The sequence below is a fragment of the Ruegeria sp. CDSC025 genome (genome assembly GCF_059610805.1).
Genome location: NZ_JBXWOJ010000018.1, coordinates 26,055 through 45,913, shown reverse-complemented (window position 1 = coordinate 45,913; position 19,859 = coordinate 26,055). Strand labels below are relative to the sequence as shown.

Sequence of the window (19,859 nt, the reverse complement as noted above, 5' to 3'; positions counted from 1 at the left end):
TGTATTTCTCACTGGTCATCGGTGGAATCCAGCAAAGTTTTTGAAAAAAGGTCAGCACACTTGACTTTTAATCCCCCTACGCATCTTTTAAAGAGGCGCGACCAAGCCAATTCATGGAGTCTGACCCGTGGCCAAGCAACCGATGCTGAAATTTGTGCAGATCGACCGAGTAATGCCGGAAAAACGGGCCGCAGATGCCCGTACGGAAGACTTTGACGAAATCTATGCCGAATTCGCTGCTGCCAAAGCTGAAGAACAGGCCAGCCGCTGCAGCCAATGCGGTGTGCCTTATTGTCAGTCGCATTGCCCGCTGCACAACAACATCCCCGACTGGCTGAACTTGACCGCAACGGGCCGTCTGGAAGAGGCCTATCACACCAGTCAGGCCACCAACACCTTCCCCGAGATTTGTGGGCGCATCTGCCCACAGGACCGCCTGTGCGAAGGGAATTGCGTGATCGAACAATCTGGGCACGGCACTGTTACCATTGGCTCGATCGAGAAATATATCACCGACACAGCCTGGGAAAAGGGGTGGGTCAAGCCGGTCGTGCCGGGTGCTGAGCGCCGCGAAAGCGTCGGCATCATCGGCGGCGGCCCTGGTGGGCTGGCAGCGGCGGACATGCTGCGCCGTGCGGGTATTCAGGTCTCCGTGTATGATCGCCATGACCGGGCAGGCGGACTGCTGATGTATGGAATTCCGGGCTTTAAGCTGGAAAAAGACGTTGTTCAGCGCCGCAATGACCTGTTGGCTGATGGCGGGGTTGAGTTCGTTCTGAATTGCGACGTGGACGCCGCCAAATTCGCGGAAATCCGTTCCAAACATGATGCGATTATCATCGCAACCGGCGTTTACAAGTCGCGCGACCTGTCCATGCCTGGCAGCGGTTTGACGGGTATTGAAAAGGCCATCGACTTCCTGACAGCCTCGAACCGCAAAAGCTTTGGCGATGAGGTCGAAGATTTCGACAATGGCCGTTTGAATGCCGAAGGCAAAAAAGTTGTCGTGATCGGTGGCGGTGATACCGCGATGGATTGCGTGCGGACTTCGATCCGTCAGGGTGCGACCTCGGTCAAATGCCTGTATCGACGCGACCGCGCGAACATGCCCGGATCGCAGCGCGAAACGCAGAATGCCGAGGAAGAAGGCGTCGTATTCGAATGGCTAAGCGCACCAAAGGGCTTTACCGGCGATGATCAGGTTTCCGGCGTTATGGTCCAGAAGATGCGTCTGGGTCAGCCCGATGCCACCGGCCGTCAGGCCCCCGAGTTGATCGAAGGCGCGGACTATGTCGAAGACGCTGATCTGGTGATCAAGGCGCTGGGGTTCGAGCCCGAAGACCTGCCCACCCTGTTTGGCCAGCCTGACCTGCCCGTGACTCGCTGGGGCACTGTAAAAGCAGCGTTCGAGACCGGCGAGACCGAGATGGACGGGGTTTATGCCATCGGTGACATCGTGCGCGGTGCCTCGCTGGTGGTCTGGGCGATCCGCGATGGGCGCGACTGCGCCGACGCGATCCTTGACCGTTTCAACAACACGGCTGCGGTTGCAGCCGAATAAGCCCCGCGACAGGAGGGACAGAGATGCCCGAATTGCAAGGCCAATGTATGTGCGGCGCGGTCACAGTGACTGCCACCCCGGCGAAAGATTCGTTGGGCGCGTGCCATTGCGACCAGTGTCGCCGCTGGACCAGCTCGATGCTGATAACGTTTCCCGCGCAAGAGGGGTATGCGGCCCTTGGGCCGGTTAAGACCTTTACGTCCTCGGATTGGGCGGAACGTGCATTTTGCGCCGATTGCGGATCGGCCCTTTGGTACCGGATCACGCTGCCGGGTGAAATGCACGGGCATACCCAAATGGCAGCAGGCCTGTTCGACGACACGGACAATCCGCTGCAACTGGAACTTTATATCGACAAAAAGCCTGACGGGTACGCGTTCGCAGGCGAGCGTCGGCAGATGACCAAAGCTGAGGTCGAAGCCATGTACGGCCTGCCGGAAGAAGGAGACAGCCAATGACCAAATATGATGCCGATTGGGTGCGGGCCGAAGAAGCCAAACGTCAGTTCATGGCCGAAAACGGTCTCTATTCCGAGGAAGAAGAGCATTCGTCCTGCGGTGTGGGTCTTGTGGTCTCAGTCGATGGCAAGCCGTCACGCAAGGTTGTGGATGCTGGCATCGCCGCGCTCAAGGCGATCTGGCACCGCGGCGCGGTAGATGCGGATGGCAAGACCGGCGACGGCGCGGGTATCCATGTGCAAATCCCGGTTCCTTTCTTCTATGACCAGATCCGTCGCACTGGGCACGAGCCCAAATTGGATCAGCTGATCGCGGTTGGTCAGGTCTTTCTGCCCCGCACCGATTTCGGCGCGCAGGAACAGTGCCGGACCATCGTTGAATCCGAAGTGCTGCGCATGGGTTATTATATCTATGGCTGGCGCCACGTTCCGGTTGATGTCACCTGCCTCGGCGAAAAGGCCAACGCGACCCGGCCCGAGATTGAGCAGATCCTGATCTCGAATTCCAAAGGCGTGGACGAAGAGACATTCGAGCGTGAGCTTTATGTCATCCGTCGTCGCATTGAAAAGGCTGCCGCAGCGGCCGGGATTTCCGGGCTGTATCTGGCGTCACTGTCCTGCCGGTCAATCATCTACAAGGGCATGATGCTGGCCGAGCAGGTTGCGGTTTTCTACCCCGATCTGATGGATGAACGATTCGAATCCGCCTTTGCCATCTATCACCAGCGCTATTCGACCAACACCTTCCCGCAATGGTGGCTCGCCCAGCCCTTCCGCATGCTGGCCCATAACGGTGAGATCAACACTCTCAGGGGCAACGTCAACTGGATGAAAAGCCATGAAATCCGCATGGCCAGCGGCACCTTTGGCGATTACGCCGAGGATATCAAACCGATCATCGCTGGTGGATCGTCGGATTCTGCCGCATTAGACTCTGTATTCGAAGTTCTTGTACGCGCAGGCCGCTCGGCCCCGATGGCGAAAACCATGCTGGTGCCCGAAAGCTGGTCCAAGCAAGCTGTGGAACTGCCGCAGGCCTGGCGCGACATGTATTCTTACTGCAACTCGGTGATGGAACCCTGGGATGGCCCTGCCGCGTTGGCCATGACCGATGGCCGCTGGGTCTGTGCCGGTCTTGACCGGAATGGATTGCGTCCGATGCGTTATGTGGTCACTGGAGATGGTCTTGTAATTGCAGGCTCCGAGGCCGGGATGGTCCCGATTGATGAGGCCAGCGTGACCGAAAAAGGCGCGTTGGGCCCGGGCCAAATGCTGGCCGTGGATATGAAAAAGGGCAAGCTGTATCGCGATACGCAGATCAAGAACAAGCTGGCCCGCGCACTGCCATTCGGCGATTGGGTCGGCAAGATCAACGATTTGGACGAGTCTCTGGCTGGAATCACCGAAGCGCCGATCTATGCGGGCGAGGAGCTGCGCAAGCGTCAGATCGCCGCCGGATATTCGATCGAGGAACTGGAGCAGATTCTGGCGCCAATGGCCGAAGATGGAAAAGAGGCACTGGCTTCGATGGGGGATGACACGCCATCCGCTGTTCTGTCGAAACAGTACCGTCCGCTCAGCCATTTCTTCCGCCAGAACTTCAGCCAGGTGACCAACCCTCCCATCGACTCGTTGCGCGAATATCGTGTGATGTCGCTGAAAACCCGGTTCGGAAACCTGAAAAACGTGCTGGATGAAGACAGCAGCCAGACCGAAATTATCGTGCTGGAAAGCCCGTTTGTGGGCAATGCCCAATGGGAAGCACTGGCAGAAAACTTCAATGCCCCATTGGCAGAAATCGACTGTAGCTTTGAAGCCGGACAAGGGGCGCTGGGCGCAGCTTTGGCCCGTATTAGAGCCGAAGCCGAAGAGGCCGTGCGCTCGGGCGCGGGGCATTTGGTGTTGTCCGATATGAATTCAGGTCAGGGTCGCGTGGCGATGCCAATGATCCTGGCAACAAGCGCGGTGCATTCGCATCTGACCCGCAAGGGTCTGCGCACATTCTGCTCGCTGAACGTGCGGTCGGCGGAATGCGTTGATCCGCATTACTTCGCCGTTCTGATCGGGTGCGGGGCCACTGTGGTCAACGCCTATCTGGCCGAAGATTCTCTGGCCGATCGTATTGATCGCGGGTTGCTGGATGGCAGCCTGACCGAAAACGTCGCGCGGTACCGCGAGGCGATTGACCAGGGCTTGCTGAAAATCATGGCCAAGATGGGGATTTCGGTGATCTCATCCTATCGTGGCGGATTGAACTTTGAGGCTGTGGGCCTCAGCCGTGCCATGGTCGCCGAATTTTTTCCCGGTATGACCAGCCGGATTTCTGGAATCGGTGTTACCGGCATTCAATCCAAGGCCGAAGAGATCCATGCCAAGGGTTGGGTTAGCGGTCTGGATGTTCTGCCGATCGGTGGTTTCTATAAGGCGCGTAAATCAGGCGAGACCCATGCGTGGGAAGCGACCTCGATGCACATGCTGCAGATGGCCTGCAATAAGGCGTCTTACGAGCTGTGGAAGCAGTATTCGGCCAAGATGCAATCGAACCCGCCGATCCATCTGCGCGACCTGATGGATTTCAAACCGCTGAGCAAGCCGATCCCGATTGAAGAGGTGGAATCTATCACCTCGATCCGCAAACGGTTCGTGACGCCGGGCATGTCGCTGGGGGCGCTGTCGCCCGAGGCGCACAAGACGCTGAACGTTGCGATGAACCGGATCGGGGCGAAATCCGACAGCGGCGAGGGCGGCGAAGATCCGGCGCATTTCGTGCCGGAACCCAATGGTGACAACCCCTCGGCCAAGATCAAACAGGTGGCTTCGGGCCGGTTCGGTGTAACCGCCGAATACCTGAACCAGTGCGAAGAGCTGGAAATCAAGGTTGCCCAGGGTGCCAAACCCGGTGAGGGCGGTCAGTTGCCTGGCATGAAGGTCACCGACCTGATTGCGCGCCTGCGCCATTCGACCAAGGGTGTAACACTGATCTCACCGCCGCCGCACCACGATATCTATTCGATCGAGGATCTGGCGCAGTTGATCTATGATCTGAAACAGATCAACCCGCGCTGCAAGGTGACGGTCAAGCTGGTGGCGTCCTCGGGTGTTGGCACGATTGCTGCAGGTGTAGCCAAGGCAAAAGCGGACATTATCCTTATTTCGGGTCACAATGGCGGCACCGGCGCGTCGCCTGCGACATCCATCAAATATGCTGGTCTGCCGTGGGAGATGGGCCTGACCGAGGCGCATCAGGTTCTGGCGATGAACAACCTGCGGGATCGCGTGACCCTGCGAACCGATGGCGGCTTGCGTACCGGTCGTGACATCGTCATGGCCGCGATGATGGGGGCCGAGGAATACGGTATAGGCACTGCCGCCCTTATCGCGATGGGCTGTATCATGGTGCGTCAGTGCCAGTCCAACACTTGCCCAGTTGGCGTGTGTACTCAGGACGAAAGCCTGCGCGCCAAATTCACCGGTAATGCCGATAAGGTCGTCAACCTGATCACCTTCTACGCGCAAGAAGTGCGCGAGCTGCTGGCCAGCCTGGGTGCGCGCTCGATTGACGAGATCATCGGTCGGGCAGATCTGCTAGCGCAGGTCAGCCGAGGGTCGGCGCATCTGGATGATCTGGACCTCAACCCGCTGCTGATCACCGTCGATGGTGCCCATAACATCGTCTATAATCGCGACAGAGACCGGAACGCGGTGCCCGATACGCTGGATGCGGAAATCGTGCGCGATGCCGCCCGGTTCCTGAAAGACGGCGAGAAAATGCAGCTGTCTTACGCAGTGCAAAACACGCACCGAACCGTTGGGACGCGGGTTTCCAGCCATATCGTGCAAAATTTCGGGATGCGGAACACGTTCCAGTCGGATCACCTGCACGTGAAGCTGCAGGGCTCTGCCGGTCAGTCGCTGGGAGCGTTTGCAGCGCCGGGACTCAAGCTTGAAGTTTCGGGTGATGCCAATGACTATGTCGGAAAGGGCTTGTCTGGTGGTATGATTGTTGTGCGTCCACCGCAGGTCAGCCCGCTGAAGGCGGATGACAACACCATCATTGGCAACACGGTTCTGTATGGGGCCACGGACGGGTATCTGTTTGCAGCAGGCCGCGCCGGGGAACGGTTCGCTGTGCGCAATTCAGGCGCCAAGGTGGTGATCGAAGGCTGCGGCTCGAACGGGTGCGAATACATGACCGGCGGGGTCGCCGTGATCCTGGGCAGTATCGGCGCCAATTTCGGAGCGGGCATGACAGGCGGCATGGCTTACCTGTACGACCCCGACGGCAAGGCGCAGGCGCTGATGAATATGGAAACGCTGGTGACATGCCCCGTGACCATTGGCCATTGGGAAGATCAGCTGAAATCGCTGATCGAAACCCATCAGGCCGAAACCATTAGCCGCAAGGCTGCGGATATCCTGCAGCACTGGGAGGTCGAGAAGGCGAACTTTATCCAGGTCTGCCCGAAAGAGATGCTGAACAAGCTTAGCCATCCGTTGGCGGTCGAGGCAACAGCGGTTCCTGCAGAGTAATCTGAGGACTAATGAAAATGGCAACCCCGCGTGTCTTTTAAACCACGTGGGGTTTTCTTTTATTGGTCCTAGGTGGTCGTTTGCTTGTCGAAACGGGCCCAATAAGCCTAGATTTCGTCACTTTTTGTTCGGAAGTTGCGGTTAGGCTGCTTTGCAGTCGTGCGAACGCGTAGGAGTCTGTTAGATGCCAACCACCTATCTTGATCAGTTTTATTCGTTTGACCCCGCGAATCCGCCACCGGGCGGTACATCGGTAGTTGTTGATAAATTCAACCTCACCGATGTGGATGACGATGGCGAGATCGACGCGCCCAGCGGGGATACGGTAAACGGCCAGGATGTTACTTCGTCGTGGCCGGGTGATGTTGTTACGATTAACGTGACAGGCGTTGGCAATGTCACCTATACCGGCACGACCTTCTATCTTGCTGACGGAACCCGTGTCTTTACACCAACAGACGGGCAGGTTCTGCAACCGGGCACGTTTGTCTCATCAACCTTTGTCAACACGCAGGGGCCGCTAGATGTTGGCAATCTTGGCCCGCCCTGTTTCACCCCCGGAACGCTGATCGAAACGGCTGATGGCCCTCGTATTATCGAAGATCTGAAGCCCGGCGATATGGTCATCACATCGGACAACGGTGCGCAGCCGCTGCTTTGGATGGGGCGGACCACGGTTGAGGCCGAAGGCAAGCTGGCGCCCATTCGGTTTGAGGCTGGCGTGCTGGGGCTGGAACAGCCTTTGATCGTATCGCCACAGCACCGGATGCTGGTCTCGGACTGGCGGGCGCCGTATTTGTTCGGCCATACCGAAGTGCTGATCGCAGCGCATTGCCTGGTCAACGGGGATTCTGTTACGCGTGTTGAGGGTGGTCAGATCGACTATATTCATCTTCTCTTTTCGCGCCATGAGATCGTCATTGCAAATGGGGCCAAAAGCGAAAGTTATTACCCGGGGCACGCGCTCTCTCAGTCTGACGCCGAAACAAAGGCTGAAGTTCTGGCCCTGTTTCCCGAATTGCAGACCCGCGACGCGGTCCTGCCAGAAACCGCCCGTCCCGTGATACGCCCGCGCGAGGCGCGCGCTTTGGCGATTTAATCCGTTCCAAACATCGCCGCCGCGTCGTATAGCAACAATATGGCAAAGAAAGCAGCGCGCAAATCGAGCAGTAAGAAAAGCAAGGCGTCGAAGGCAAAGAACCAGACACAATCGCGGATTCGCCGCTGGGTGACCCGCGCGGTATTGGGTCTGGTTGCGTTTGTTGTGGCGCTTGTGGTGCTTTTTTCTGTGGTGAATCCCCCGGTAACCCATACGATCTGGTCTGAATGGCGGCGGCTGGGCAAGGTTCAGCGCGATTGGGTGCCGATTGAACAGATCTCGCCCGTCATGGCGCGATCCGTGGTGGCGGCAGAGGATGCCAATTTCTGCCTGCACTGGGGGTTTGATGTCGATGCCATTCGCGATGCTTTGGAGGAAGGCGGTACACGTGGCGCCTCAACCATCACGCAGCAAGTGGTGAAGAATGTGTTCCTGTGGCAGGGGCGCAGTTGGGTGCGTAAGGCGCTTGAGACATCTCTCACGCCCGTGGTCGAGATTTTCTGGAGCAAGCAGCGCATTCTCGAGGTCTATTTGAACGTGGCCGAGACTGGCGAAGGTGTGTTTGGCGTTGAGGCCGCAGCCCAGCGCAACTTCAATGTGACCGCGGCCCAGCTGTCGCCAGTTCAGGCCGCACGTATTGCCGCAATCCTGCCTTCTCCCAAAAACAGGTCCGTTCGGGATCCGTCGGTCCGCACACGCAGACGGGCTGCCTCGATCCTCGATGGGGCGGCCACCATTCGCGCAGATGGTCGCGCGGATTGTTTCGAGGATTGAAACCCAAGGCCCTGCAAGGCTAAAGCTTGAGTGTATTCACTGGTTCGATTGGAAGCCCATGGCGCGTTTGTTTCATGTTCCCTTGTCCCCCTTCTGCCGCAAGGTGCGCCTGTCACTGGCGGAAAAGAAGATTGAGGTTGAGCTGGTCGAGGAGAAATACTGGGAGAAAGACCCGGATTTCCTGCGGCGCAACCCGGCCGGAAAAGTCCCGGTTCTTCGTCTGGACGGAAAGATCATGTCCGAAAGCAACGCGATTTGCGAATATATCGAAGAAACCCGGCCCGATCCTGCGCTGATGCCCCAAACGCCGGAGGCTCGATACGAAGTGCGTCGGCTGGTGGCCTGGTTTGATGACAAGTTCCATCACGAGGTGACATCCAAACTGGTTTATGAGCGCGTGAACAAGAAAGTTACCGGTCAGGGCTATCCTGACAGCAAAAATGTCAAGCAAGGTGCCAAGGCCATCAAGTATCATCTGGATTACATGGCCTGGTTGCTGGATCACCGCCGTTGGCTGGCCGGGGATCAGATGACATTGGCCGATTTTGCGGCTGCGGCGCATCTATCGACGCTGGATTATATCTCAGACGTGGATTGGAATCGGTCTCAGGCGGTTAAAGACTGGTACGCCAAGATCAAATCCCGACCTGCTTTCCGGTCGATCCTGGCGGATCAGGTTCCTGGGTTCAGGCCGCCCACCCATTACGCAGATCTGGATTTCTGATAGGGTCGCACAAGGGGGGCTGTCTGCCCCCCCATCGCGCCTTGGGGCGCGATTCCCCCCGAAGGTATTTAGGGCCAGATGAAGAGCGGATCGGGTTTAAAGGATAGGCTGGCGGCACAGGCGCTGAGCGAGGGCTTTGTGTCTTGTCGCATTTGTCGCCCGTGGGATGTCCCCGAAGTGCCCGCCCGGCTGGAGGCGTTCCTGCAGGCCGAATATCACGGGCAAATGGGATGGATGGCCGAGCGGACCCATTGGCGAGGCGATCCGGCAGCGCTCTGGCCCGAGGCGAAATCGGTGATCATGTTGGCAGAAAGCTATGCGCCCGAACATGATCCAACCGAGATTCTGGACCACCCCGAGAAGGGGGCGATCTCAGTCTATGCGCAGAACAAGGACTATCACGACCTGGTCAAGAAGCGGCTCAAAAGGTTAGCCCGCTGGTTGATAGCCGAGGCTGGTGGCGAGGTGAAGGTCTTTGTCGATACCGCCCCGGTTCCGGAAAAGGCCTTGGGTCATGCTGCGGGGTTGGGATGGCAGGGTAAGCACACCAATCTTGTAAGTCGCGATTGGGGAAATTGGGCCTTTATAGGGTCTGTTTTTACAACTCTGGACCTACCTTCGGATCAAGCAGAGGTGGATCACTGTGGATCCTGCCGGGCCTGTTTGGCCGCCTGTCCGACAGACGCATTCCCGGCGCCTTATCAGTTGGACGCGCGGCGCTGCATTTCTTACCTGACAATCGAACACAAGGGTCCGGTTGATGAAGACCTGCGCGCGAAACTCGGCAATCGGATCTATGGTTGCGATGATTGCCTTGCCGCCTGCCCCTGGAACAAATTCGCAGTCACGGCCAGTGACATGCGCTATGCAGCGCGTGAGGATCTGAAGGCTCCTCGGCTGGCAGAATTGGCTGGCCTGGACGATCCGGAATTTCGAACGAAATTCTCGGGCTCTCCAATTAAGCGGATTGGACGGGACCGGTTTGTGCGAAATGTGCTGTACGCCATTGGCAACTCAGGCCTGCAGGGGTTGATACCGATTGCACAGGATTTGACAGAGGATCCGGATTCAGCCGTGGCAGATGCCGCGCGCTGGGCGGTCAAACAACTCTCCTAGGTGCCGCAAACAGGCTGGACGTGTCGGTGCAAACCGCTAAACCCAATCACAGTGAACAGGAAGGAGAACCCGATGGCGCTGGCTTTGGGGGTTGATACAGGCGGAACCTATACGGATGCGGTGCTGGTCCGGGATGAGACTGAGGTGATTGCTTCAGCCAAATCTCTGACAACACGAGCTGATCTGGCGATTGGCGTTGGCAAGGCGATTTCTGCGGTTCTGACGCAGGCTCAGGTGTCACCGGAGCAGATCTCAATGGCGTCGCTGTCAACGACATTGGCCACGAATGCGCTGGTCGAAGGGCAGGGTGGCCGGGTTGCCCTTGTCTATATCGGGTTCAGGGAAGGAGATCTGGAAAAGCATGGTCTGCGGGATGCTTTGAAAGGGGATCCTGCTTTGGTTGTGGCGGGCGGTCACACGCATGCTGGAACAGAGGCCAGGCCATTGGATGTTCAGGCGATTGAAGCCTTTTTAGACTCTAATTCAGGGGTTTCAGGTTTCGCTGTGGCCGGTCAGTTCGCCACCAGAAACCCGGCGCATGAACTTGAGGTCGCCCGCATTATTACTGATCGGACGGGTGCGCCGGTGACATGTTCGCACCATCTGTCGGCCAGGTTGAATGGCCCAAAACGTGCGGTGACAGCGGTGCTGAATGCGCGGTTGATTGGCATGATCGACCGGTTGATCGGACGGGCACAGGATCAGCTTGTGACGCTAGGTATTTCAGCGCCAATGATGGTGGTTCGAGGCGACGGAGCGTTGATGAGCGCCGAACAGGCGCGGGATCGACCGATTGAAACGATTTTGAGCGGCCCTGCGGCCTCGATCGTCGGGGCGCGCTGGCTAACGGGAGCCGAGAACGCGCTGGTATCAGATATCGGTGGTACCACGACCGATGTCGCCTTGATCCGGGATGGCAAGCCCGCCATTGATCCCGAAGGTGCCAGGGTTGGCGGCTTTCGCACCATGGTGGAGGCCGTCGCAATGCGGACCCACGGGTTGGGCGGGGACAGTCAGGTACATGTTGTAACCGAAGGGCTGGGCGGGGGCATCTTCCTGGGACCGCGCCGTGTTTTGCCCGTATCTCTGATCGCGTCAGAAGCGCCCGACGAGGTTCACACGGCCTTGGATGCGCAGTTGCGGGCCCCAACCGTGGGTGAACATGACACCCGGTTCGCACGTCTGGTACCGGGTGTTCATGCCGAAGGTCTGGGGGCAAGGGAAACCGCCCTAGTGGATCGTTTGGGGCAGAAGGTCCTGCCGCTGTCCGATTTGATTAAAACGCGGATGGAAACAGGCGCACTTACTCGTTTGGTGGATCGTGGAATCGTTCAGGTATCCGGCGTGACACCTTCGGATGCCAGCCATGTTCTGGGCCGTTTGGATGCCTGGGACGCAGAGGCTGCACGCAAAGCGCTGGAACTGGTGGCGCGAAAACGGATTGGCACCGGCGATATGCTGGCTGCAACACCGGATCTGTTGGCGCAGATGATCGTTGATCAGCTGACCGAACAAACCTCTTTGACCTTGTTAGAGACCGCTTTCTCAGAAGAAGCCGAGGAGTTCGGCGTTCCGGCACCCGATCTGGCCCGGCATGTTTTGACGCGGAAAGGTCTGGCCGGGCATCGCGGTTTGGTGGCGCTGGACGCGGCACTGAATGTGGATGTGATTGGTCTTGGGGCGTCGGCCCCCAGCTATTACCCCGCAGTCGGGGAAAGATTGCGATGCCGCATGATTCTGCCGGAACACACGGGCGTGGCCAATGCGATTGGAGCTGTGGTTGGCAGGCTGACACTGCGCCGGGCCGGGACCGTCACCGCGCCATCCGAAGGGCGGTACAGGGTGCATCTTGAAGACGGGCCTCAGGACTTTAGCGATTCTGACGAGGCGATGGCGCTGCTGGAATCCATCCTGAGGGCTGAGGCGGAAGGAGAAGTGCGCGGAGCCGGTGCCGAGGATATCCGAGTGATCGTCGACCGGGATATCCGCACCGCCCGTATCGAAGCGCAGGAGGTCTTTGTTGAGGCAATGATCACCGTCGAGGCCAGTGGACGGCCGCGGGTAGCGTCGGACTAGCCCCTGATCCGGGGCTAATCCTTACTCGGCCGCGTCGCGTTTGGGCAGAACCCAATCCGGGCGCGGGAAATGGCAGGTATAGCCGTTCGGGATGCGTTCAAGATAATCCTGATGCTCGGACTCGGCCTCCCAGAAATCGCCAACGGGTTCCAGTTCGGTCACGACTTTGCCGGGCCAGATGCCACTGGCATTCACATCGGCAATGGTGTCCAGGGCGACCTGTTTCTGGGCGTCATCGACATAATAAATGGCCGAGCGATAGCTCATCCCCATGTCGTTCCCTTGCCGATTCACCGTAGTCGGGTCATGGATCTGAAAGAAAAACTCAAGCAGATCGCGATAGGTGGTCACGGTAGGATCGTAAAAAATCTCGATCCCCTCGGCATGGGTGCCGTGGTTGCGATAAGTGGCGTTGGGCACGTCTCCACCAGTATATCCGACGCGAGTGCGGAAAACGCCCGGGCGTTTGCGGATCAGATCCTGCATGCCCCAAAAGCAGCCCCCGGCAAGAACGGCGCGATGTTCGGTCATTCGATCTCCTCCACATGAATCAGGAATTCGCCATAGCCTTCGGCTTCCATCTGATCGCGATGGACGAACCGTAATGAGGCTGAGTTGATACAGTATCGCAGCCCGCCATGTTCGCGGGGGCCGTCGGGAAATACATGCCCCAAATGGCTATCGCCATGTTTCGAGCGAACTTCGGTCCGGATCATACCCAGCGAGGCATCGCGCAGTTCTTCAACATGCTCATGCACGATTGGTTTGGTGAAACTGGGCCAGCCGCAGCCGGATTCGTACTTGTGCGCCGAGGCGAACAAAGGCTCACCCGAGACGATATCCACGTAGATGCCGGGTTCTTTGTTATTCAGCAGTTTGCCAGTTCCGGGCCGTTCGGTGCCGCTGTTTTGCGTGACGTGGTATTCCTCGGGCGACAATGCGGCGACGGCCTCAGGGGATTTGGTGTAACGGGTCATTGCTCCTCCGGACTTCTGGTGGTTCGCATAATAGATGGGGATTATTGGCGGAAAGCAAAGGGTGTTCTGCCGGGCTCGCGCAGTTGTGCAAGGTCAGGCTGGTTTTCTGCCGGGTTGGCGAGACAGTTGCACCGCCAGAATGCCCAGTGTTGTGATAAGAACCCCGACCGCATCCAGCGGCCCCAGTTTTTCGCCCAACAAGATCGCGGCGATGGTGACACCAAAGACCGGGTTGAGAAAGTGAAACGTGGCCGCCCGGGTTGCGCCGATCCGATCCAGCAGCAGGAACCAGATGAACGTGGCCAGAAGGCCGGGAAACAGAGTTGTATAGGTGAAGGCCAGGACCAGCGGCACCGTCAAGTGGAAATGAATCGTTTCGAATACCGGTGCTGCAACAAACAGAATGGCCGATCCGACCAGCATCTGTAAGCCAACCACCATCATGAAATTCCCGCCCGATGTCGCCCCACGCACTGCGAGCGTGGCAAATGTCAGCGCAAGCGCTCCAATGCCACAAAGCATGACGCCGAACAGATCAACGCCGTCGCCGATCCGACTGCTCATGATCAGAGCAACACCGGCGAACCCGGCACACAGGCCGACAATTCCAACTGGCCGTAATCTGTCGCCCATAAACAGCCAACTGGCCAAGGCAACCAGCAATGGCATGGTCGAGGCGATGATGGCGGCAACAGAGGCCTCGATTGTTTGCATCGCATAGAAGTTTAGGCCCAAATAAAGGGCATTTTGACAAATCCCGAACAAGATGGTGGCATACCATTGTGACCGCGTCAGCCGCCAGCTTTGACCCATCGCCCGTGCAATCACGACGCCAATCAAACCCGAGATCAGAAACCGCAGAGCCAGGGAAAACAACGGCGATGCGTCCGCCACGATGATCCGGGCCGAGGTGAAGGCCGAAGACCAGATAAACGCAAATGTCAGCCCAATGGCCATTGCGCGAAAATCCATCGCGACCCCCTGTTCAGATTTTCGCGCACTGTTGACCGAATAAGCGCGCGCCGCAAGCAGTGCTGTTTTTATTGATTGATCAGCCAATAAACTATAACAGCGTCATGAACTGACATTAATGGGAGGATTGTCGGTGCTATTGGAGTACATACTATCATTTGGCGTCTTGCTGGCGTTGGGCCTTGTTGCCTTCTTTGTGGTGAAGTGGTGGAATCTGCGGATCGTCGGCGTAACGCCGGTTCATCTGTTCACCTTCATCGCGATTCTGTTCACATCCGGGTTGGATGTCGGCCTGATCATGTTTCCGCTGACCGAATTCGGCGGCTATGCCGAAGACCCCGCCTATGCGTTTGCCAACCCACTGGCGATCGAATTCGGGTTCTGGGGCTTTCTGATCTGGGCGTTCTACTTTCTGACCGCGTTCTATTTCTGTGTCATCGAGCCGCGCGTGAAGTTCTTTGAAATCCCGCTGGTCAAGCTGATCAACAATGTGGTCATCATCGGCACCTGCGCTTTCACCGCCAGCCTGTTCCTGATCTACCTGCCCGGCTACCTGCCCGAGGTCGGAGACGGCGAGTCAGTGGTCACCACCTTCTATGTCATCGTGTTTGTCGTCATTCTGGCAGCGGCCTATTCTTCGACCGACCTGAAATACGTGCGTATCCTGTCGGTGGGCTCGACCTTTTTGTTCCTGGCACTGATCCTGGGCATGTGGGTTGCTGCGGGCATGGGCGTGAATGGCTTTGTGGAAACCGGAAGCAATGTTGGTGCCTATTTCACCAACCTGCACAAGTTTGTCCTGCCGCTGACAGATTATCACGCCTTCTACCTGTTCTGGTGGTTTGCCTGGTCGATCATGATCGGCCAGTTCACATCTCGCTTTGTAGGTGGGCTGAAGACCTGGCAGCTACTGGCTGCTCTGCTGATCTTTCCGTCGATACCTTTGGCGATCTGGTTCACCGTTCTCTACTATTACCACCTGAACGGCATCAGTACCGCAGGCATCACCAACATTGCGATGGTGATTGTGGGCGTGACCTTCGTGATCAACTCACTGGATTCGTTGATCAGGCTCTATACGGACAACCTGAACATGACAGTCGCCCGCTTTGGTAAAGCGATCTATGTGGCGGGCAATGTTGTGCTGCTGTTCGTCCTGACCTTGCTGTTCCAAAGCCAGTGGTTGCAGATCCAGTGGATCGGCGCAGTTGTTGTCGGCCTCTATCTGGCCTGTGTGGTTTATATCCTGATCACCAAACGCAAAGAGGTGCTGAGCATAACTGGGATGCCCGAAGACCGTGATCTGGATTTCCACAAGGTCGAGGCGGTTCACTGATCAACATCGAGAAAAAGCTAATACGGGCGCCTTGGTGCCCGTATTTTTTTGGCCGCGACTGTGTAAGCAATGCGGAAAGGGTCAAAAAGGCCAAACAAAGCGACACGTGTGAAATCACAAACTTGCAATATCTTTTACTTATGTTGGCTTAGTTCAATCGTCATTCACTGGAGAGCTCTCTTGAGGTTCCATCTTCCTTGGAGTTGATAACCTCAATGTTCCCTCAGGCGCGTTTTTCACCAATCGTGGCCACACCCAGAACAGACAGGACCTTGGCCTCGATCTGTTCGGCATTCATACCGGCAACCGCATACATATCCGCCGGGTTTGCCTGATCAATGAAGATATCCGGAAACACCATCGAGCGGTATTTAAGGCCCTGATCAAACACACCCTCATCGGCCAGTAGCTGCGCCACATGGCTGCCGAAACCGCCAATCGCACCCTCTTCGATGGTGATCAGCGCCTCATGATCGGAGGCCAGATTCAGGATCAGGTCGCGGTCCAGCGGTTTGGCGAAACGTGCATCGGCGATGGTGGGGGTTATGCCGCGTGCGGATAGGGCCTCGGCGGCTTTTTGTACTTCGGCCAAGCGCGTACCGAAAGACAGCAATGCCACACGCGCGCCCTTCTGAATTATCCGGCCTTTGCCGATTCTAAACACTTCACCACGCTCGGGCAGGTCCACGCCCACGCCTTCACCGCGGGGATAGCGGAAGGCGATCGGGCCTTCGTCGTGGGCGGCGGCGGTGGCCACCATATGCATCAGCTCGGCCTCATCTGCGGCGGCCATCACGACCATGCCCGGTAGGTTGGCCAGATAGGCAATGTCAAACGATCCGGCATGGGTCGCCCCATCAGCGCCCACCAGACCAGCGCGGTCGATGGCAAATCGCACGGGCAGGCGCTGAATGGCCACATCATGCACGACCTGATCATAGCCGCGCTGCAGGAAGGTCGAATACATGGTGCAGAACGGCTTCATCCCGCCCGCAGCCAAAGCCGCCGAGAACGTCACACCATGTTGTTCCGCAATCGCTACATCGAAACAACGTGACGGGTAGCGTTCGGCAAACAGGTTCAACCCAGTTCCATCGGGCATGGCGGCGGTGACGGCGACGATCTTGTCGTCCCGCGCGGCTTCTTCCACAAGGGTCTTGCCGAAGACCGACGTATAAGAGGGCGCGTTTGACGGCGCCTTCTTTTGCTCACCCGTCACAACATCGAATTTCGCGGTCGCGTGACCCTTGTCGCGGGCCTGCTCGGCGGGGGCATAGCCCTTGCCCTTTTTTGTCAACACATGGATCAGGATCGGGCCGGTCGCCCGTGCCTTGACCGTGCGCAGCACCGGCAGCAATTGGTCCATATCGTGCCCGTCAATCGGGCCGAGATAGGAAAAGCCCAGTTCTTCGAACAATGTACCGCCTACGGCCATGCCCTTGAGCATTTCCTTGGCGCGTTTGGCGCCTTCGCGGAACGGTTCCGGCAACAAGGACACCGCGCCCTTGGCGGCGGCCTTCAGATCGTGGAACGGTTCTTCGGCATAGATGCGCGACAGATAACTGGACAGGGCGCCAACCGGCGGTGCGATGCTCATTTCATTGTCGTTGAGGATAACGATCAGGCGCTTTTTCAGGTGGCCCGCATTGTTCATCGCCTCAAACGCCATACCCGCCGACATCGAGCCATCGCCGATTACCGCAATCGCATCGCCTAGGCCTTCAGGTGTGACACCACCCAGATCACGCGCTACGGCAAAGCCAAGGGCCGCACTGATCGAGGTGCTGGAATGCGCCGCGCCAAACGGGTCATAGGGGCTTTCGCTGCGCTTGGTGAACCCGCTCAACCCGCCGGGTTGGCGCAGGGTACGGATCCGGTCGCGCCGCCCGGTCAGGATTTTATGCGGATAGCACTGGTGCCCGACATCCCAGATGATTTTGTCACGCGGCGTATCGAATACCGCATGCAGCGCGGTGGTCAGTTCCACCACGCCCAGACCCGCACCCAGATGCCCGCCGGTGACCGACACGGCCGAGATCGTCTCGGCCCGTAATTCCTGCGCCACCTGATGCAGCTGCGCGTCCGAAAACTGCCGCAGGTCGGCCGGGCGGTTCACAAGATCCAGCAGAGGAGTGTTCGGGCGGTCAGACATATGGCGCGTTCCTGGCTTAGCTGTCCCGGGCAATAACGAAGCGGGCGGCGTCCTTCAAGGTTTCAGCCGACGCGCCATAGCCTTCCAACGCGGCGCAGGCCTGTTCCACCAGCTCCGCGGCACGGGTTCTGGCGGCGTCGAGGCCCAGCAGAGACACAAACGTGGCCTTTCCCGCCTCGGCATCCTTCTGAAGGCGCTTGCCCGCAATTTCGGCGTTACCCTCTATATCCAAGATGTCATCTGCGATTTGAAAAGCAAGACCAAGGGATTGGGCATATTGGCGCAAGGGCGCAAGATCAGCTTGGGCCAGACGCGCGCCGGCGCATGCAGACCACTCGATCAGCGCTCCGGTTTTTCCTGCCTGCAAATGGGTGATTTCTTCCAGCGTCAGCGGAGAGTCTGCCGATTCCGCCGCGATATCCAGCGCCTGGCCCAGCACCATGCCCTGCGCTCCGCTTGCCTGCGCCAGAGACAAGGCCAATTCCGCGCGAATTTCGGCGGGGCCAATTTCGGGACGGGTGCAAAGTTCGAATGCCAGCGCCTGCAACGCGTCGCCTGCCAGAACCGCGATGCCCTCATCCCATTTCACATGAACTGTCGGGCGCCCGCGACGCAAATCGTCGTTATCCATGCAGGGCAGGTCATCATGCACCAGAGAATAGGCGTGCAACGCCTCGATCCCCGTGGCAGGCCAGATCGCACGCGCTGTATCCACATCATGCAGCCGCGCGCTTTCCAGCACCAAAAACCCGCGCAGACCTTTGCCGCCTTGCGTGGCATAGGCCATCGCCTGTGTCACATCCAGATCGTCCAGCGCGCCCAGAACCAGATCAAAATGGCCCTGAATCAGCGTTGCATCCTGCGCCAGTCTTTCGCGAAACATTTACTGACCTTCGACAACCGTCGTCCCGGTCGGTTGACCATCGGCGTCCAAGGTGATCGCGGCCACTTTTTCCTCGGCCCGCTTCAGTTCATCCTCGCAGCGTTTCTTCAGCGCTGCACCCCGTTCATACAAGGCGATGGACTGGTCCAGCGCCACATCTCCACGCTCCAGCTGGCCGACAACGGCCTCAAGCTCCTTCATCGCCTGTTCGAATGTCATCTGGTCAACGGGTGTATCTGTCATCGGGCTGCCTTCATCAACTCTTCCACATGGGCACGTGTGGCCTCGGCCAGCGCTTTCAGATCATACCCGCCCTCCAAAGTCGAGACGATACGTCCCGCGCAATGCTGATCGGCAATCTTGCACAATTCGGCAGTGATCCAGGCGAAATCTTCGGTGGCCCAGTTCAGATTGGCCAGCGGATCATCCTGATGGGCGTCAAACCCGGCAGAGATTATGATCAGCTCGGGTTTGAAGGCGCGCAGTCTCGGGAAAGCCATTGTTTCATAGGCGGCGCGCATCTCGGCGCCGCCGGTTCCGGGAGACAGTGGAATATTCAGGACGTTCTCAAAGGCGCCGGTCTCGTCGGCGCGGCCTGATCCCGGCCACAAGGGCATCTGTTGGCTGGTGATCACCAACGCGCGCGCCTCATCCCACAGCAAATCCTGCGTGCCATTGCCGTGATGCACATCGAAATCCACCACAGCGACGCGGCGCAGACCGTGATGATCCAACGCGTGTTTCACCCCCAATGCGGCGTTGCCGAACAGGCAGAACCCCATAGCGGTTTCATTCTCGGCGTGATGGCCGGGAGGGCGAATGGCACAGAACGCATTTGGGGCTTCTCCGCCCAGCACTAAATCCACGGCTTTTACCACAGCCCCTGCCGCCCTATAGGCCGCATCTACAGATCCCGGCGACATGAATGTATCGCCGTCCACCTGCCGGAATCCCTCTGTCGGGCGACTTTTGCGGATGTCGCGAATATGGCTTTCGGGGTGAATACGCAGCAGGTCATCATCGGCTGCAAGCGGCGCGGTCACACGATCCAGGTCCAGCCTATCCAGCGCATGAAGGATATGTTCCAGTCGCGCGATTTGTTCCGGATGCCCCTCGGGTGTCACGTGCCCAAGACAATCCGCATGGGTCAAAAGGGCAGTTTTCATCACAATCCCCTGTTCATCTGGTCAAAATACCTTCGC

16 protein-coding genes are annotated in these 19,859 nt (G+C 58.1%); 9 read left to right on the top strand and 7 right to left on the bottom strand.

What is annotated here, in order from left to right; all coding sequences use genetic code 11:
- The first annotated feature begins 127 nt into the window (after nt 1-127).
- The 8 genes from AC2FH8_RS18900 (at nt 128) to AC2FH8_RS18865 (ending at nt 12,337) form a co-directional block, all read left to right on the top strand.
- The gene (locus AC2FH8_RS18900) at nt 128-1,561 is read left to right on the top strand and encodes an NAD(P)-dependent oxidoreductase (protein ID WP_271951679.1); all 1,434 of its coding nucleotides are present in this window, start codon (nt 128-130) and stop codon (nt 1,559-1,561) included.
- A 23-nt stretch (nt 1,562-1,584) separates the two neighbouring features.
- A complete protein-coding gene (locus tag AC2FH8_RS18895; RefSeq protein ID WP_281995942.1) occupies nt 1,585-2,019 on the top strand; it encodes a GFA family protein in 435 nt (144 codons plus the stop codon).
- Complete coding sequence (gene gltB / locus AC2FH8_RS18890; protein WP_496690462.1) at nt 2,016-6,548, top strand: glutamate synthase large subunit; 4,533 nt, start codon at nt 2,016-2,018, stop codon at nt 6,546-6,548. The genes AC2FH8_RS18895 and gltB overlap by 4 nt, the downstream gene beginning before the upstream one ends.
- Nucleotides 6,549-6,732: 184 nt before the next feature.
- Nucleotides 6,733-7,647, top strand: a complete 915-nt coding sequence (locus AC2FH8_RS18885) for a Hint domain-containing protein (RefSeq protein WP_496690461.1) — start codon at nt 6,733-6,735, stop codon at nt 7,645-7,647.
- A 39-nt stretch (nt 7,648-7,686) separates the two neighbouring features.
- Nucleotides 7,687-8,421, top strand: a complete 735-nt coding sequence (gene mtgA / locus AC2FH8_RS18880; protein ID WP_142640279.1) for a monofunctional biosynthetic peptidoglycan transglycosylase — start codon at nt 7,687-7,689, stop codon at nt 8,419-8,421.
- Between the two features lie 58 nt (nt 8,422-8,479).
- On the top strand, nt 8,480-9,145 hold the full coding sequence (fzlA, locus tag AC2FH8_RS18875) for an FtsZ-binding protein FzlA (RefSeq protein WP_142640277.1): 666 nt from the start codon (nt 8,480-8,482) through the stop codon (nt 9,143-9,145).
- Nucleotides 9,146-9,223: 78 nt separating this feature from the next.
- Complete coding sequence (gene queG, locus AC2FH8_RS18870) at nt 9,224-10,261, top strand: tRNA epoxyqueuosine(34) reductase QueG (protein WP_281995945.1); 1,038 nt, start codon at nt 9,224-9,226, stop codon at nt 10,259-10,261.
- A 72-nt stretch (nt 10,262-10,333) separates the two neighbouring features.
- Entirely contained in the window at nt 10,334-12,337 is a 2,004-nt protein-coding gene (locus AC2FH8_RS18865; protein WP_496690460.1) for a hydantoinase/oxoprolinase N-terminal domain-containing protein, read from the top strand.
- A 21-nt stretch (nt 12,338-12,358) separates the two neighbouring features.
- Here AC2FH8_RS18865 and msrA read toward each other — a convergent pair whose 3' ends face one another.
- The 3 genes from msrA to AC2FH8_RS18850 form a co-directional block, all read right to left on the bottom strand.
- The gene (gene msrA, locus AC2FH8_RS18860; protein WP_282022325.1) at nt 12,359-12,868 is read right to left on the bottom strand and encodes a peptide-methionine (S)-S-oxide reductase MsrA; all 510 of its coding nucleotides are present in this window, start codon (nt 12,866-12,868) and stop codon (nt 12,359-12,361) included.
- A complete protein-coding gene (gene msrB, locus AC2FH8_RS18855; protein ID WP_142640268.1) occupies nt 12,865-13,314 on the bottom strand; it encodes a peptide-methionine (R)-S-oxide reductase MsrB in 450 nt (149 codons plus the stop codon). The genes msrA and msrB overlap by 4 nt, the downstream gene beginning before the upstream one ends.
- Before the next feature lie 93 nt (nt 13,315-13,407).
- A complete protein-coding gene (locus tag AC2FH8_RS18850) occupies nt 13,408-14,286 on the bottom strand; it encodes a DMT family transporter (protein ID WP_496690459.1) in 879 nt (292 codons plus the stop codon).
- A 139-nt stretch (nt 14,287-14,425) separates the two neighbouring features.
- Between AC2FH8_RS18850 and AC2FH8_RS18845 the strand changes: the two genes are divergently transcribed.
- Nucleotides 14,426-15,622, top strand: a complete 1,197-nt coding sequence (locus AC2FH8_RS18845; RefSeq protein ID WP_496690468.1) for a BCCT family transporter — start codon at nt 14,426-14,428, stop codon at nt 15,620-15,622.
- Nucleotides 15,623-15,845: 223 nt separating this feature from the next.
- Here the strand turns inward: AC2FH8_RS18845 and dxs are convergent, their stop codons facing one another.
- The 4 genes from dxs to AC2FH8_RS18825 are packed head-to-tail and all read right to left on the bottom strand — an operon-like array spanning nt 15,846 to nt 19,823.
- Nucleotides 15,846-17,774, bottom strand: coding sequence for a 1-deoxy-D-xylulose-5-phosphate synthase (gene dxs, locus AC2FH8_RS18840; RefSeq protein WP_496690458.1), 1,929 nt, complete (start codon nt 17,772-17,774; stop codon nt 15,846-15,848).
- Between the two features lie 16 nt (nt 17,775-17,790).
- Nucleotides 17,791-18,657, bottom strand: a complete 867-nt coding sequence (locus AC2FH8_RS18835; RefSeq protein ID WP_496678863.1) for a polyprenyl synthetase family protein — start codon at nt 18,655-18,657, stop codon at nt 17,791-17,793.
- Nucleotides 18,658-18,900 carry an exodeoxyribonuclease VII small subunit gene (locus AC2FH8_RS18830; protein WP_142640258.1) on the bottom strand — a complete coding sequence of 81 codons (243 nt, stop codon included), beginning with the start codon at nt 18,898-18,900 and terminating at the stop codon, nt 18,658-18,660. It lies immediately after the preceding gene.
- The gene (locus tag AC2FH8_RS18825) at nt 18,897-19,823 is read right to left on the bottom strand and encodes a histone deacetylase family protein (protein WP_271951702.1); all 927 of its coding nucleotides are present in this window, start codon (nt 19,821-19,823) and stop codon (nt 18,897-18,899) included. Before AC2FH8_RS18825 ends, AC2FH8_RS18830 begins: the two co-directional genes overlap by 4 nt.
- Nucleotides 19,824-19,859 lie beyond the last annotated feature (36 nt).

Coding starts and splice junctions, on each gene's coding strand:
- AC2FH8_RS18835 (WP_496678863.1), bottom strand. CDS start 18,657: ATGTTTCGCGAAAGACTGGCGCAGGATGCAACGCTGATTCAGGGCCAT.
- dxs (WP_496690458.1), bottom strand. CDS start 17,774: ATGTCTGACCGCCCGAACACTCCTCTGCTGGATCTTGTGAACCGCCCG.
- AC2FH8_RS18865 (WP_496690460.1), top strand. CDS start 10,334: ATGGCGCTGGCTTTGGGGGTTGATACAGGCGGAACCTATACGGATGCG.
- AC2FH8_RS18895 (WP_281995942.1), top strand. CDS start 1,585: ATGCCCGAATTGCAAGGCCAATGTATGTGCGGCGCGGTCACAGTGACT.
- AC2FH8_RS18830 (WP_142640258.1), bottom strand. CDS start 18,900: ATGACAGATACACCCGTTGACCAGATGACATTCGAACAGGCGATGAAG.
- AC2FH8_RS18885 (WP_496690461.1), top strand. CDS start 6,733: ATGCCAACCACCTATCTTGATCAGTTTTATTCGTTTGACCCCGCGAAT.
- mtgA (WP_142640279.1), top strand. CDS start 7,687: ATGGCAAAGAAAGCAGCGCGCAAATCGAGCAGTAAGAAAAGCAAGGCG.
- AC2FH8_RS18825 (WP_271951702.1), bottom strand. CDS start 19,823: ATGAAAACTGCCCTTTTGACCCATGCGGATTGTCTTGGGCACGTGACA.
- msrB (WP_142640268.1), bottom strand. CDS start 13,314: ATGACCCGTTACACCAAATCCCCTGAGGCCGTCGCCGCATTGTCGCCC.
- gltB (WP_496690462.1), top strand. CDS start 2,016: ATGACCAAATATGATGCCGATTGGGTGCGGGCCGAAGAAGCCAAACGT.
- msrA (WP_282022325.1), bottom strand. CDS start 12,868: ATGACCGAACATCGCGCCGTTCTTGCCGGGGGCTGCTTTTGGGGCATG.
- AC2FH8_RS18850 (WP_496690459.1), bottom strand. CDS start 14,286: ATGGATTTTCGCGCAATGGCCATTGGGCTGACATTTGCGTTTATCTGG.
- fzlA (WP_142640277.1), top strand. CDS start 8,480: ATGGCGCGTTTGTTTCATGTTCCCTTGTCCCCCTTCTGCCGCAAGGTG.
- queG (WP_281995945.1), top strand. CDS start 9,224: ATGAAGAGCGGATCGGGTTTAAAGGATAGGCTGGCGGCACAGGCGCTG.